Here is a 14,923-nt window from a genome sequence, read left to right on the forward strand (position 1 = left end):
TCATTTGATCAATGAAATCATTTAACTGGTCTGAAAAATTAAAATTTCAATAAATTATTGAATTCTAGATTATATAATATCTTTTCCTTCATTAAGGTTGTAAATCTCCATGATTTCTTTTAATTTTTTCTTAAAATTAATTTTTAAATCAATTAATTTTCCGGATCTAATATCAAAAATCCATCCATGTACGCTTAAACCTCTTTCAATAAAAGCTTTTTGAACTGCTGCAGTTTTTATTAAATTAATACATTGTTCTTCCACATTCAATTCGGTAAGTCGGTTATATTTCACCACCGTATCTTCTATATTATCTAATTCATCTTTATGAATTCGATAGACATCACGAATATTTCTTAACCATGGGTTTAATAAACCAAGGTCTTTAGCTTCCATGGCTGCTTTAACTCCTCCACAATAATAATGACCACAAATAACAATATGTTTAACTTTTAAATGTTCAACAGCATAGGTAATTACAGACATAACATTCAGATCAATACTGATTACCATATTTGCAATATTTCTATGTACAAACACTTCTCCGGGATCTGCTCCTAGTAGCTCCTCAGTGGCTACTCTACTATCGGAACATCCAATATATAAGATTTCCGGAGATTGACCTTTAGCTAATTCTTTAAAGTAATTTTTATCAACAACTAACTTGCTTTTAATCCATTCTTCATTATGTGTAAATATCTTATCCAAAAACATATATGATCTTAAATTAAACCAAAATTGGATTATTGCCCTTATAAATTCTATAATTCCCTGGTCCTAATAAAAATAAAGATATTGAAGTTAGCAAATAAAATAAATTTAGCTCTACTGCTGGACCTCCTGTTTCAGTCAATAAAAATCCTTCCCACCCGTGAACCAAGTATAGAGTCATTAGCATAGTAAAAGCTAATATTAGGGATGAAACTCTTGTAAACACCCCTAATATGATACATAAAGGAGCAATAACTTCCCCAACTGGAACACCCAACCACATGGACTCTGGTAACCCTTTTTCTACTAAAACTTGTTTAATAAAATCGTGCCCATATATGAATTTACTTATTCCGTGAAATATCATTAGTCCTCCAATGGAAATTCTTAAAAAGAGTTTACCTAAATTACTATTAATTTCTTGTGACCTATTTATCATTTTTCAAAGTTTTAAGTTCAAAGATAGTTAAATTTAATATAAATTATTTGATTTTGCAGATAATTTAAATCACTTACTTTTACAACAATATATTAATACAACTACTTATGAAAAATAACAAAACTTCTTTAGCTTTTGTTGCTGCTAGCTGGATAGGCTTAATTTTAGGAATAGGAGGCTATTTAATTGGTCTTTGGAGAGCAGAAATGCAATTAAATGAAAAGGGGTATTATCTTTTAATTATTCTTTACGGTCTATTCTCTGCCGTTTCAATTCAAAAATCAGTTCGAGATAAATTAGAGAATATACCTGTGACCGATGTTTACTATGGACTTTGCTGGGCATCCTTAATTATTAGCATTTCGTTATTAGTCATCGGACTTATTAATGCTGATTTGCTTCCTAGCGAAAAAGGATTTTATGCTTTTGGATTTATTTTATCTCTATTTGGTGCTATATGTGTACAAAAAAACACGAGAGACCTTGAAGATGAAAAGAAAAAATTAAACAGTTAACATCATAATAACTTTTTAAGAAAAAGTATAAAAATAAAAACTCAGAAATTCTGAGTTTTTATTTTTTAGTTTTTTATTAAAAATTAAATTTAACTAGGGTTTGTATACAATTGGCTGCTGAACTTTGTCCACCCATATTTACACGATTCCCCCATAAATATTCTGCTCCTAACTGAATATTATTGGTAATATTGTAAAATACATTCCCAACTAAATACTGTCCATATCTATATTCTTGGTCTGAAAAAGTTCCTGATTTAGGAAAAATTTTTGCTTGACTATAACCTAAACTAGTAAAAACATTTTTAGAAAGATTAAATTTAACTTGTGAAAACCATCCCATAGCTTCTAATGCATACATTCTACCATCATGATTCGGATTATTAACTATTGAAAGGCCGTGCCCAGATAAATCATTGATATATGGCGCTATACCATTCCCATAATTAATCTGCCCGTAAAATTCTATTAAGGGAGTTATACCTACTTTTGTACTTAATTGTACCCCTAAAGCAGTCTCTGTCTCTGTTTTATCTTTGACTAGATTTCTGTAATTAATATTCTTCATAACACCCGATACCCGTATATGACTTGCAAAATCTTTTCCCCAACTATATTGTATATATAGCGGTATATCTGGTATACTCTGCGTTGTTTTTTCATTTAATGAATTTTCATAAGTTCCTGTTGATTGAGACTGCTCAACAGCAACTGCAAATGAAATCTGATCATTGAGTTTATGTGTATAACGTATTTGTCCGGTACGCATCATAGCAGCACCGTTAGGCCCTTGATAATCTACCGTAGGAGGAACAGCTGCTATATCATTGAATGTACTCCATGTTTGACCAATAGTAAAACCTAAAAATGAAACATAAGCATCTTTAAGAGTAAAGTTATTGTTATTTCCGCTAAAATTACCCGATACATATGCCATATATTTTCCTATTTTAGAATTATCTCCCATTAATTTAAAAAATAAGGTCGATTTATTGGCATTAATTTTAAAATCATTTTTTTCTGCAGAATTCGTAGGTACTGATATGCTGTAAGGAACAAAACCTGAAGAACTATTAGAAATTCCTGAAAAATTATAAGCCGTTCTTACTCTAATAATTCCTCCAATACCAAAGGCAACTTTCTTTTGTCGATCATAAAGTAAAAAACGAGGTGCTTTAGGATCTTTAAAATACGGACTCGCAGTACGGTGGAAATCTTTTACAATTTCTAAATCACTTTTTTCTGTGTTAATGATAGAAAGAGAGACTTCTGTTGAGTCAATTGGATTTTGAGCTTTAGCCAATAAAAGACTAAAAGCTACAAATAAAGTAGTAAAAATCTTTTTTTTCATTTTTAGTGTTATTGATTAATAATTCTTATCATGCAAATAAAACACCAAACCTGTAATTACTATTATTAAAAAAAAATTTTCTAATAAAATTAAATAATTGTTAAATATTTAATCTGGCATAAATTTTGAAATTAGTAAGCATATTGCAAAATCATAAAATAAAACTACTAGTTTTTGCATTTTAATCATGTATTTGATTTATTTTAGATCAATTTAATACAAAAATGCAAGCATTTTGTTATCTGACAATCTTAAAATTATAAATAATATAACCATGTATTTAACCCCTAGAGAAATTGACAAGCTAATGCTCTTATCCTTAGGAGCTATAGCTGAAAGACGTTTAAAAAAAGGACTTAAACTTAATTATCCTGAAGCTGTAGCCTATATTACCTCCGCAGCTTTAGAAGGAGCTAGAGAAGGGAAAACTTTAGAAGAAGTAATGAATGAGGCAGCCAATGTCTTAAAAAAAGAAGATGTAATGGAAGGTGTCGCTGATATGATTCCTTTATTGCAAGTAGAGGCTGTTTTTACAGATGGATCTCGCTTGGTAAGTATACACACACCCATCAAATAAACCTTATAATCTATTTATCATGAGCAAAGAAAATCAAATCAACGATAATCAAATCGCCCCAGGATTTACTCCTAAAAATAAAATTCCTGTAGGAGGGATAATATTCGCGGATCAACCTATTGAATATAATACAGACCGACCAACATTAACAGTTACAGTTAGAAATACCGGTGATAGACCTATTCAAGTGGGTTCACATTTCCATTTTTTTGAAGTAAATCGCTATTTGGAATTTGACCGTGTAGCTTCGTTAGGATATCACTTAAATATCCCTGCTAGTACTGCTATACGTTTTGAACCTGGAGAAGAAAAAGAAGTGAGTCTAATCACCTTTGGAGGTAAAAGACGAATAATTGGGTTTAACAATTTGGTTGATGGATACACTGGTGATGAAGGTGCACCAACTTTCTTCCCTGCCACTATTAGAGCAATTAAAAAGCTTGAGGAATATGGATATAAAACTATCTCTGAAAAAGACGCTCAAGCAGAATATAAAACAAATGTTAATAAAAAATAATATCTATTGATATGGCTACAATTTCAAGACAAGAAAACTACAATCTATTTGGTCCTACAGTAGGAGATAAAATCCGATTAGGAAATACAGATTTATATATAGAAATAGAAAAAGATTTAAAAGGATATGGCGATGAAAACGTTTATGGGGGAGGAAAAACTCTCCGTGACGGTATGGGACTTGCCAATACTATTACTGAAGATGAAGGCTCTTTAGACCTAGTTATCACTAATGTAACTATCATTGATGCTAAATTAGGTATTATAAAAGCAGACGTTGGTATTAAAGACGGAAAAATTGCCGGAATTGGAAAATCTGGAAATCCAAATACAATGGACGGTGTAGATCCAGACCTAGTAACAGGTGCTTCTACAGATGCAATCTCAGGAGAACATTTAATTTTAACTGCTGGAGGTATCGATGGACACGTTCACTATATTGCTCCTCAACAAATTGATCATGCACTGAGCAACGGTATAACTACTTTATTTGGTGGGGGTATTGGTCCATCAGACGGTACCAATGGTACAACTGTTACATCTGGTAAATGGAATACCGAAAAAATGTTCCAAGCGATCGAAGGATTACCTGTTAACATAGGACTTTTAGGAAAAGGAAACTGCTCCACGGAAAGACCTATTGAAGATCAAATTATAGCTGGAGTTGCCGGATTAAAAATTCACGAAGACTGGGGTTCTACTATGGCATCCATAAGAGCCTCCATGAATGTTGCTGATCGTATGGATGTACAGGTGGCTATTCACTCAGATACTTTAAATGAAGCTGGATTTGTGGAAGATACAATCGCTGCCATTGACGGTAGAACCATACATACTTATCACACAGAAGGTGCTGGTGGAGGACATGCTCCTGACTTATTGAAAGTTGCTTCTATGTCTAACGTTCTTCCATCCTCAACCAATCCTACTTTACCATTCGGTATTAATTCCCAAGCAGAGTTGTTTGATATGATTATGGTATGCCACAATCTAAATCCTAAAATTCCATCTGATGTTGCTTTTGCAGAAAGTCGTGTTCGTCCAGAAACACAAGCTGCTGAGAATATTTTGCACGATTTAGGAGTATTATCAATGGTTTCCTCTGACTCACAAGCCATGGGACGTATTGGAGAATCTTTCTTAAGAACCTTCCAAATGGCTTCTTATATGAAAAATGCTAAAGGTAAATTAAAAGAGGATTCAGCTGATAATGATAATTTTAGAGTTTTGCGTTACATTGCTAAAATAACACTTAACCCTGCTATTACTTTTGGTATTTCTGATGTGGTAGGATCTATTGAAAAAGGAAAATTTGCCGATTTAGTTCTATGGAGTCCAAGTATGTTTGCAGCTAAACCTAAAATGGTTATTAAAGGAGGATTTATAACTTGGTCTGAAATGGGAGATCCTAATGCATCTTTACCTACTCCACAACCAATTATTTACCGTCCGATGTTTGGTGCTTATGGGAAAGCCATGCCTCAAACTTCAATGACTTTCGTATCTAAAGCCGCTTACGATTTAGGAATCAAAGAAAAATTAGGTTTGGAAAAAATTGTACACCCTGTTAGTCATACTCGCCAATTAACTAAGAATGATATGATTTATAACGGTGGAACACCAAACATCGAAGTTAATCCAGAAACTTTTGAAGTTCTTATTGATGGGCAACCGGCACACGTGGCACCTGCAAAAGAATTCTCACTAGGTCAACTATACTTCTTTAGCTAAATTTTAGCTACCTAAAGCTTATATCTTATCACAAAAATAAGATATAAGCTTTACATTTATCACAAACCAAGCACAAATTAAATTATTATAAAAATATGGAAGTTTATAGTGAAATATTAGGAAATGTGAATAATTCTGACGATTGGAATCACAAATTACAAAACGTAGAAATTGAACATATTTTTTTAGATCAATGGGCTGCACAAAAAAGTCGTTTGCTAGCCAAAGGAGATCAAGGAAATGAATATCCAATCGCTTTAAAAAGAGGTTCTCAAGTTACTGATGGAGATATTATATACTATTCTCCCGAAGATAATAAGGCTGTTGTTATTAAAATTGAACTAAATCCTGTTTTAGTTATTGATTTAAGTGATTTAGTTACTAAATCACCGGAAGACATTATTCGTATCACCGTAGAATTAGCTCATGCAATAGGAAATCAACATTGGCCTGCGGTTGTAAAAGGTACAACGGTTTACGTACCTCTTACCGTTACAGAAAAAGTAATGCTTACAGTAATAGATACCCATCATATTGAAGGAATTAAATACCAATTTAAAAAAGGGCAAGAGGTTATATCAAATTTAGAACCCCAAGAAATAAGAAAATTATTTGGTGGTGCGAGTCATGAAATACATGGTTTTGAACACGGTCATGCTCATAGTCACAACCACAGCCATTCAACCAGTCATACACATACCCATTACGATGAAAATGGCAACCCTCACACGCACACGCATTAACATAAAATAATACATTCATGTCTATCAATATACTTTCACTCATGAGGCTTATTCAATTAAGCGATTCCGCCTTTCCCATTGGGACATTTTCATTCTCCAATGGACTTGAAACAGCAATTCATGAGAAAATTGTTTACGATGCACAAACTCTAGAAGATTTTACCAGATCTATTGCTCTACAAGCTGCCTACAGTGATGGAATTGCCACACTACTAGCTTACAGAGCGGCTTTAGAAAAAGATTACCAAGAGATTGTGAATATTGATAATCAATTATTTATGTTTAAAATGAATGATGAAGCTCGCTTAATGCAAAAAAGGATGGGAAGAAAAATGGCTGAGATTTCCATTGACTTACTTGACAATGAATTGTTAGTTAAATGGCTAAAGGACATAAAAGATGAAAAAACTCCAGGCACCTTTCCCATTGCACAAGCCTTAGCTTTTGCTTCTGAAAATCTTTCCGAAGTTGAATTGTTTACTTCTCACCAATATGGAGCTATCAACATGATCTTGGGGGCAGCACTTAGAGCTGTTAAAGTCTCTCATTTTGATACCCAACGTATTTTATACAAACTCTCTGAGCAAACTCAAGAATTGTACGAAGAGGTTCGTCTACTTTCTCTGGAAGACATGAACTCTTTTGTACCTCAAATAGATATTCTTGCCTCCTTGCATGAAAAAGGTAAGATGAGAATGTTTATGAATTAAAATAAATAAATTAAATAAACTAAGTTTTAACTCAATTAAAATAATAAAGATATGAGTAATAATATTTGTAGAATTGGTGTTGGAGGACCGGTAGGTTCTGGTAAAACAGCACTTATAGAAGCTCTTACTCCTAAACTTTTAGAAAAAGGATTAAAAGTAATTATAATAACCAACGATATAGTAACTACAGAAGATGCTAAACATGTTAGAAAAACATTGAGCGGTATTTTGCCTGAAGAACAAATTGTGGGCGTGGAAACTGGTGCTTGCCCTCACACTGCAGTTAGAGAAGATCCTTCCATGAATATAGCAGCAGCCGAAGAATTAGAAGCTAAATTCCCGGATAGCGATGTATTGTTTATTGAATCCGGAGGGGATAATCTAACCTTAACCTTTAGCCCTGCCTTGGTAGATTTTTTTATGTACGTAATTGATGTGGCTGCTGGAGACAAAATTCCTAGGAAAAATGGTCCTGGTGTTGCTCAAGCAGATATAATGGTAATCAATAAGACCGATTTAGCCCCTTATGTAAATGCTAGTTTAGAGGTGATGGATAGAGATTCTAAAACCTTAAGAGGTGATAAACCATTTGTTTTCACCAACTGCATGACTGGTGAGGGTCTTGATGAATTGGTTGATCTAATCTGTCGAATTGCTCTATTTGATAAAGTGAAAAAATAAAAATGGCTATTAGTAAAGTAGATTTTTCGTCCGCTAAAGAAATGGCTCCTTATCTAGAGCAACCTAAAGCTATGTATGTAGGAGCCCCTGGTAAAACAGGATATTTATTTATGGGATTTGAACTGGACAAATCTGGAAAATCCATAATGAGAGATTTGGACAGAAGATCTCCCATCATTGTACAGCAAGAGCTTTATTTTGACGAAGAGATGCCAGAAATGCCTTGTGTTTATATTCTTTCTGCCGGAGGTCCTAACATAGACGGTGACAGATACGAACAAAACATTACGGTTAGAAAAGATGCTTTTGCTTTCGTATCTACCGGAGCTGCCACTAAGCTGTCTGAAATGAAATACAATTATTCCGGTCTTAAACAGGAATTTGTATTGGAAGATCACGCATATTTAGAATTTTTGCCTGAACCTTTAATTCCTTGCCGACATACGAGGTTTATTTCAGATACCAAACTTGTAATTGCACCTACGGCAACTCTCTTTTATTCTGAAGTTTTTATGGGAGGGCGTAAACACTATGGTGATGGTGAACTTTTTGAATATGATATTTTATCGGTGTGTTGTCATGGAGAACGTCCCGATGGGGAGCAATTGTTTAGAGAAAAATTTATTATAGATCCTAATAAATATTCTCCTCGGAATTTGGGCGTGATGCATAATTACGACGTATTTGCGAATGTAATTGTGATGACTCCTAAAGAACATGCTGACAAGATCTATGAGCAAATTACTCCTTTTATTGATAATGATAAACAGATAGCAGCGGGTATAACTTATTTGCCTAACCAAAGTGGATTGCTATTTAAAGTATTAGGGATGGAACCTGGTCCGGTAAAAAAAGTAATTAGAGATTTTTGCTCTAAAGTACGATTACAAGTAAAAGGAAAACCAGTTCCTGCTGAATTTCCTTGGAGATAATATATAACTAATTAACACTAAAAAATCATGGAAACAATTACAACTAAACCAAGCACAAAGTTTTGCCACTTATTTTCAATGGACTTTATAAAAATTATATTTAAAGGATCCGGACAAGTGATGTTTCAAAACAATATTTGGACCGGCGTACTGTTTTTATTGGGTATTTTTGTAGGTGCATATCAAGAAGGTCAGGGCTTAGTAGCTTGGGGGGCTTTAGTCGGATTACTTACTTCTACAATCACCGCTTACTTCCTACCACTTTCCAGTGATGATAACGAAAACGGTTTATGGGGGTTCAACGGTATTTTAGTCGGCTGTGCATTTCTAACTTTTTTGGGAAATACCCCGTATACATGGATTGCTTTGATTGTATGTGCCATGCTAACATCATCAGTACGGTTAGCATTTAACAACGTTATGGCTTCATGGGGAATTAATTCATTAACTTTTCCTTTCGTATTTCTTACTTGGATATTTTTATTTAGTGCAAGAGTATTGCAAGGAATTCCTCCTACACATATGTCTGAGCCTGTACTTAGCTCTGCTATCAATCCCAGCTTGGATTTGTCGATCTCTCATCTACTTATTTATTGGTTAAAAGGCATTTCACAAGTGTTCCTTATAAACTCTTGGGTTACCGGTATAATTTTTTTAATAGCATTATTTATTAGTAATAAATGGGCTGCTATCTGGGCAGCATTAGCTTCAGCCATAGCGTTATTTGCAGCTATAATGTTTAAAGCTCCGGGTAGTGATATTGCTAACGGATTGTATGGGTTTAGTGCTGTATTAACCGGCATCGCTTTAGGTATGACTTTCTATAAAGTTAGCCATAAAACCGCTGCATGGGCATTTCTAGGTATTATTGCAACTGTTTTTGTACAAGCAGGAATGAATGGTATGCTAGAACCGTTTGGACTACCGTCTTTAACTGCTCCTTTTTGTTTAACCACTTGGTTGTTCCTACTACCTAGGTTTAAATTTTAAATTCATTTTTATAATGGAGAAATAACTTTTATTATATCTTATTTATGCTACAAAAAAAAATGGTAGACATGGATCACATGCCTCTTCGATGGGGGCATGTGAAAATATTTTTTATCTCTTCCTTAGGTCAAGCCTTGGGTGCTGGCTTAGCCACTCTCATAGGTATAATTATACCTATGATTCAAATGTTAATCCATCCGGAATTAACTTCTTTTTCTCAAGGAATTATCTCCTGCATGAGTTTATTAGGAATAGTGGTAGGATCTTCGCTAATAGGAGATTTAAGCGATAAACATGGCTATTTAAAACTATTCAGGATTTGCCCCTTGTTAATTTTAGGAGCCTCCTTAATTGGCTATTTTTTCGATCACGTATGGATTTTAGCCTTTTGTTTATTTTTAATGGGAATAGGAATTGGTGGCGAATACAGCCTAGGTTCTGACTATATTTCAGAAATCATGCCCGACCGATGGAAATTATTTATGGTAGGAGCTGCAAAATCAACCTCTGCCATAGGTAGTATTGTTGTTGCAACAATCAGTTATTTTTTATTAATAAAATGGCAAAATCCTATGCATTGGAATTTTCTATTGCTCCTTATATCTGCACTATCACTTCTCATGTTTCTATTAAGAATTCGTTTTGCACAAAGTCCGGGTTGGCTAATCGCTCATGGACAAATTGAAAAAGCAGAAATTGCCGTTAAATATTTTTTGGGCAACGATGTGAAAATTGGAGATATTAAAAATAAACCTGTTGATATCAAAGACCCCAATCTTAAAGATTTTCTAAGTAAGGATAATTTAAAGAAAGTAATTTTTAGCGGAGTTCCTTGGGCATGCGAAGGCCTAGGAGTTTATGGTTTAGGCATATTTTTACCGATTCTTGTCTTGGCTTTAGGCTTAGAACCTTCTAAACAAGACCCCTTTGATAAAATAATCAGTTCCGTTAAGATTACCACCTTTATCAATATATTTGTTCTTATCGGCTTTATACTCGGTCTTTTTATAGTAAATAAAATTAATCATTTAAAAATACAAGTTTGGGGATTTACTTTAAGCTCTTTGGGTTTAATTTTATTACTGGTTGGGTATAAATTAGGTCTTTCTACTTGGGTTTTTGTTTTAGGTTTTTTAATTTTTGAACTGTTCTTGAACGCCGGTCCTCATTTAATGACCTTTATTATTCCTCCGCAAATCTATTCCATAGAGGAAAGAGGTACAGGTGTTGGTTTGGCAGCCTCGATAGGCAAAATAGGAGCTGTTATTGCTGTTTTCTTTATTCCTAACTTATTAAAATGGGGTGGGATTGAATTGGTTTTAATTGTTTCAATCCTTGTTAACTTATTAGGGGCTTTTATTACCCAATATTATGGAAGAAAAATTCCTGAAATTAATAAGAATTGATACTTATTTATTTTTATACGCTTTTAACGAATGAATTTTAAAAAAAATAAATTTGAATAGCTTTAAATGTTAAGGACATTACCGGAAATCTTAATCTAATTTTTCACCAAAAGGTAAAATAAAATCTTTCTCATTTTTATTAATGACCACGAAGCTCATATTATAGACAGCTTCTAACAAATTTAAATCTGGTACAGAGGGATCTTCAGCTGTATGAACATGGCCGTCGTGCAAATAATAATAATGATCTGCATATTGAAAGGCCAACGTAGGATTATGCATTATGGAAACTACAGTAAACCCTTGGGTTGAATATTTTTTTAATTTCTCCATTAAATGATGTTGGTAATATACATCTAAATGGTTGGTGGGTTCATCTAATAGAAGGATTTTAGGATTTTGCATTAAAAGTCTTCCTATCATCGTAATTTGTTGCTCACCTCCTGAAAGTTGATTGATGGGTTTATCTTTTAAATGATAAATAGATAAATCCTTCATTATTTCTTCAGCCATTTCTTGATCAGAATCTTTCACACTAAATCCTGAAAATGCGGTTCTACCTGTTAGTAAAACTTCATTAACCGTAAAGGAAAAAACAAATTGATGAAACTGTGGTAAAAAACCAATTAAGTGGGCACGTTCTTTAAAACTTATCGTTTCCATGTTCTTATTAAATATCTTGATTTCTCCACGATACCCCTTTAGCAATCCTGCTATAATTTTAAATAAGGTTGATTTACCTCCTCCATTAATACCTAATAAAACTGAAAACTTATTTTCTATAAAGGAAACATTTAGTTTTTTTAGTACTGGTTTATCACTGTAAGAAAACTCAAGGTTATTTATCTCTATGGCATTTTTCATGCTAGTTCCAGTTTAGTTTATTCTTTTTTAATAGATATACAAAAAATCCTCCTCCTAAAATGGTTGTAAAAACACCTATAGGAATTTCAAACACAAACAAAGTTCTGGATAAATCATCAATAATTAATAAGAAAGTTCCGCCTAAAAGTATGTTTCCTGCAATTGATTTGCTGTTATCTGCTCCTAATAACATTCTTACGATATGGGGCAAGAATAATCCATAAAAACTAATTACCCCGGCTACAGCCACGGTTGTTGTAGTCATTAAAGTAGCACAAGTAATTAAAATAAATTTATCTGGAACCGGATTTACACCTACAGCCCGAGCTGCATCATCTCCTAATGAAAGTAGATTTAATCTCCAACGATAGCGATAACAAATAAGAATTGTTAGTATTATGGGTATAAAGGATTGTTTGACTTCAATCCAAGAAGCGGAATGTAAATTTCCCATGGTCCACTGTATAATCGCTTGTAATTTGTAAGGATCACTAATGTACTGAACTAGCGTTAGTAGGGCTATAAAGACTCCCGAAATTATCATGCCTGATAATACTATGGTAACCGTAGAGGTTTGCTTGTTTACTGTGGCAATGAAATAGGTGAGTATTACGGCTAATATTCCTCCTACAAATGCATAAATATTTATAAAACTTAAAGTGTACACGATGGCTAATGAGGCTCCAAAAGCTGCACCTGAGGAAATTCCTAGGATATAAGAATCCACCAGGGGGTTTCTAAACAAGGCTTGCAATACTGAACCTGAAACAGAAAGTGCAGCACCCACCATAAAGGTTAATAGAATTCGGGGTAGCCTTACATTTACCAAAATATTTTTTGTTAATTCGTAAGACCCTTGATCTCTACCAACTAATGTTTGACCTTGTAACTGATTGATTAGGCTTTTAAAAAATTGTATTGCATTTACTTGATCGGAAGATCCAATAAACAAAGAAACTATTAATACCGGAATAGGTAATCCGTAACATAGAATTTTTGCTAACTTATTATTCAAAGTACTAGTTTTAGTTTTATTCTTTATGGTTTTTGTGCTGAAATTTGAAACAAACTTTTCACTGAAATATCTTTATGTAATATCTCATTTTGAATTTTGTTATCAGAAACAACATTTATAAAGCCTATTTTTTTTAATAATTCCAGATCGTAGGTAGGTCTATCGTTTTTACTTATTTCTAAATTGGCTTTAATTTTATTGGCTTCTTCCATAATTTCTGACGGATATCTTTCATGACCTTCTTCACTGCTAAATTGAATTTTACCCATATCTCCATCAAAATTAATTAATTTCCCTTGAGGTTTTAATATATTATAGGAGAGTTGATAAAATTTATTAACGTCTGGAAGCGTCCAAGTCATTAATCGGGTAAATACTAAATCAAAAGTATTGGATTCAAAATCTAAATTTTGTGCATCCATAACTTGATAATCAATGGATAATTTTAATTTTTGGGTTACTTCTTTTGCTTCCTCAATCATTTTCGAAGAGAGATCTACGGCAGTAACTTGATATCCTGCTAAAGATAATAAATTTGCAAAATATCCTGAAGCTGTGCCTACTTCAAGTACTTTCTTCCCTGAAAGTGTAGGTAAAAGTTGTTTAAAATATTGAAGCCAGTATTTGGTTTCGGGTAAATCCCAGGCATCTTCCTTTTCTTCTCTCCAGATAGTGGCTTGTTTATCCCAGTAGTTTTCTATATATTTTATTTCCATTCTTAATTATAGGTATTTCATTAATTCTGTTCCATTTTTTTCCCCATAAAGTTTTAAAATAATTTCTTTTAAATCTTTTAGCTCTAAATTTTTATCATGCGTATAAGCCCAATTGTTAATGGCAGTTGCTGCACATAAAGCCTTAAAAGTATGAGGACTATAGAAGAACATAGGCATTAAGTTATACACTTGCTTATCTTTTATAGCAGTTATGGAAGCTAATTCTGGTTTTTCGTAAAATAAATTTGGACTATCGTTCCACATGACAATCATATCGGGGTTCCATTGAATCAAAGTCTCTGGATTTACATTCATTTTATCTATTTTGGTAGAGCATACATTGTTAACTCCAGCCAATTCCAAGCAGTTATTCATCATACTCTCTACCCCTGTGGTTGTAAATATCCTACCATTCGCCCATGAGAAGTAAGCAGTTTTTCTTTTCCCTTCAGACAATTGATCTGCTTTGGATTGTAATTCTTTTGCTTTTGATTTAGCATAAGCAATTAATTCTTCACCTCTTTTCTCATTTCCCAGCATAATTGAAATGTCACGCATCTCTTTAATTAAGTTTTTATTGGTATCAGATGAAGATAGATACACAGGTATTTGCATACTTTTTAGTGTTTGTATGGTGCTTGCAGTTAAATTTTTTGCAATAACTAAATCTGGCTTTAAAGCTACTATACTTTCAATATTTGCAAGATCATTACTTCCAGGGGTTGATAATTGCTTTGCTTCTATTCGTTTATCTAACAGTTTAAAGTAATTGTATAATTCTTTATCAAAATACAATTCTGCCGGAATACCTACTAAGGTTTCTTCTTTTTGTAACATATAGATTACATCTACTGATGGATCAAATAAACAAACCACTTTCTGTGCTGGTTTAGGTAAGGTTACATGGTTTCCTTGAGTATCTGTGAGAGTGATAAAATTTTTATCTTGATTTTCTAATTTTTCTTGATTGGAATTGCAGCCATTCAGTAAAATCAGGGCAAATAATATTAGAAAAAAATTTTTCAT

At 33.2% G+C, this 14,923-nt stretch carries 17 protein-coding genes; 10 read left to right on the top strand and 7 right to left on the bottom strand.

Annotation, left to right across the window (positions count from 1 at the left end; genetic code table 11):
• Window positions 1–69 precede the first annotated feature (69 nt).
• Entirely contained in the window at window positions 70–714 is a 645-nt protein-coding gene (locus ETU08_RS00970; protein ID WP_146261143.1) for a carbonic anhydrase, read from the bottom strand.
• 13 nt (window positions 715–727) lie between these two features.
• Window positions 728–1,150, bottom strand: a complete 423-nt coding sequence (locus tag ETU08_RS00975; RefSeq protein ID WP_146261144.1) for a DoxX family protein — start codon at window positions 1,148–1,150, stop codon at window positions 728–730.
• A gap of 107 nt (window positions 1,151–1,257) precedes the next feature.
• Here ETU08_RS00975 and yiaA point away from each other — a divergent pair, with 107 nt between their 5' ends.
• Window positions 1,258–1,665, top strand: coding sequence for an inner membrane protein YiaA (yiaA, locus tag ETU08_RS00980; protein ID WP_146261145.1), 408 nt, complete (start codon window positions 1,258–1,260; stop codon window positions 1,663–1,665).
• Between the two features lie 76 nt (window positions 1,666–1,741).
• On the opposite strand, the gene ETU08_RS00985 is transcribed toward yiaA, so the two are convergent.
• Complete coding sequence (locus tag ETU08_RS00985; RefSeq protein ID WP_146261146.1) at window positions 1,742–3,016, bottom strand: DcaP family trimeric outer membrane transporter; 1,275 nt, start codon at window positions 3,014–3,016, stop codon at window positions 1,742–1,744.
• Between the two features lie 274 nt (window positions 3,017–3,290).
• On the opposite strand from ETU08_RS00985, the gene ETU08_RS00990 reads away from it, so the two are divergent.
• From ETU08_RS00990 to ETU08_RS01030, 9 genes are all read left to right on the top strand, one after another.
• Entirely contained in the window at window positions 3,291–3,593 is a 303-nt protein-coding gene (locus ETU08_RS00990; protein ID WP_146261147.1) for an urease subunit gamma, read from the top strand.
• A gap of 19 nt (window positions 3,594–3,612) precedes the next feature.
• Window positions 3,613–4,110 carry an urease subunit beta gene (locus ETU08_RS00995; RefSeq protein ID WP_146261148.1) on the top strand — a complete coding sequence of 166 codons (498 nt, stop codon included), beginning with the start codon at window positions 3,613–3,615 and terminating at the stop codon, window positions 4,108–4,110.
• An 11-nt stretch (window positions 4,111–4,121) separates the two neighbouring features.
• Window positions 4,122–5,840, top strand: coding sequence for an urease subunit alpha (locus ETU08_RS01000; RefSeq protein WP_146261149.1), 1,719 nt, complete (start codon window positions 4,122–4,124; stop codon window positions 5,838–5,840).
• 95 nt (window positions 5,841–5,935) lie between these two features.
• The gene (locus ETU08_RS01005) at window positions 5,936–6,583 is read left to right on the top strand and encodes an urease accessory protein UreE (protein WP_146261150.1); all 648 of its coding nucleotides are present in this window, start codon (window positions 5,936–5,938) and stop codon (window positions 6,581–6,583) included.
• A gap of 17 nt (window positions 6,584–6,600) precedes the next feature.
• The gene (locus ETU08_RS01010) at window positions 6,601–7,293 is read left to right on the top strand and encodes an urease accessory protein UreF (RefSeq protein ID WP_146261151.1); all 693 of its coding nucleotides are present in this window, start codon (window positions 6,601–6,603) and stop codon (window positions 7,291–7,293) included.
• 51 nt (window positions 7,294–7,344) lie between these two features.
• Window positions 7,345–7,974, top strand: coding sequence for an urease accessory protein UreG (gene ureG / locus ETU08_RS01015; RefSeq protein WP_146261152.1), 630 nt, complete (start codon window positions 7,345–7,347; stop codon window positions 7,972–7,974).
• 2 nt (window positions 7,975–7,976) lie between these two features.
• Window positions 7,977–8,906, top strand: coding sequence for an urease accessory protein UreD (locus ETU08_RS01020; RefSeq protein ID WP_146261153.1), 930 nt, complete (start codon window positions 7,977–7,979; stop codon window positions 8,904–8,906).
• A gap of 27 nt (window positions 8,907–8,933) precedes the next feature.
• Window positions 8,934–9,896 (top strand): urea transporter, encoded by a 963-nt coding sequence (gene yut / locus ETU08_RS01025; protein ID WP_146261154.1) that lies wholly within the window; start codon window positions 8,934–8,936, stop codon window positions 9,894–9,896.
• A 44-nt stretch (window positions 9,897–9,940) separates the two neighbouring features.
• Window positions 9,941–11,302, top strand: coding sequence for an MFS transporter (locus ETU08_RS01030; protein ID WP_146261155.1), 1,362 nt, complete (start codon window positions 9,941–9,943; stop codon window positions 11,300–11,302).
• Window positions 11,303–11,392: 90 nt separating this feature from the next.
• Here ETU08_RS01030 and ETU08_RS01035 read toward each other — a convergent pair whose 3' ends face one another.
• The 4 genes from ETU08_RS01035 to ETU08_RS01050 are packed head-to-tail and all read right to left on the bottom strand — an operon-like array spanning window position 11,393 to window position 14,923.
• Entirely contained in the window at window positions 11,393–12,166 is a 774-nt protein-coding gene (locus tag ETU08_RS01035; protein ID WP_146261156.1) for an ABC transporter ATP-binding protein, read from the bottom strand.
• Window position 12,167: 1 nt separating this feature from the next.
• Entirely contained in the window at window positions 12,168–13,181 is a 1,014-nt protein-coding gene (locus ETU08_RS01040) for a FecCD family ABC transporter permease (protein ID WP_146261157.1), read from the bottom strand.
• 23 nt (window positions 13,182–13,204) lie between these two features.
• Entirely contained in the window at window positions 13,205–13,897 is a 693-nt protein-coding gene (locus ETU08_RS01045) for a class I SAM-dependent methyltransferase (protein WP_146261158.1), read from the bottom strand.
• 6 nt (window positions 13,898–13,903) lie between these two features.
• Window positions 13,904–14,923 (bottom strand): ABC transporter substrate-binding protein, encoded by a 1,020-nt coding sequence (locus tag ETU08_RS01050; protein ID WP_146261159.1) that lies wholly within the window; start codon window positions 14,921–14,923, stop codon window positions 13,904–13,906.

The organism is Apibacter muscae, from assembly GCF_007845635.1.
Classification (GTDB): Bacteria; Bacteroidota; Bacteroidia; order Flavobacteriales; family Weeksellaceae; genus Apibacter; species Apibacter muscae.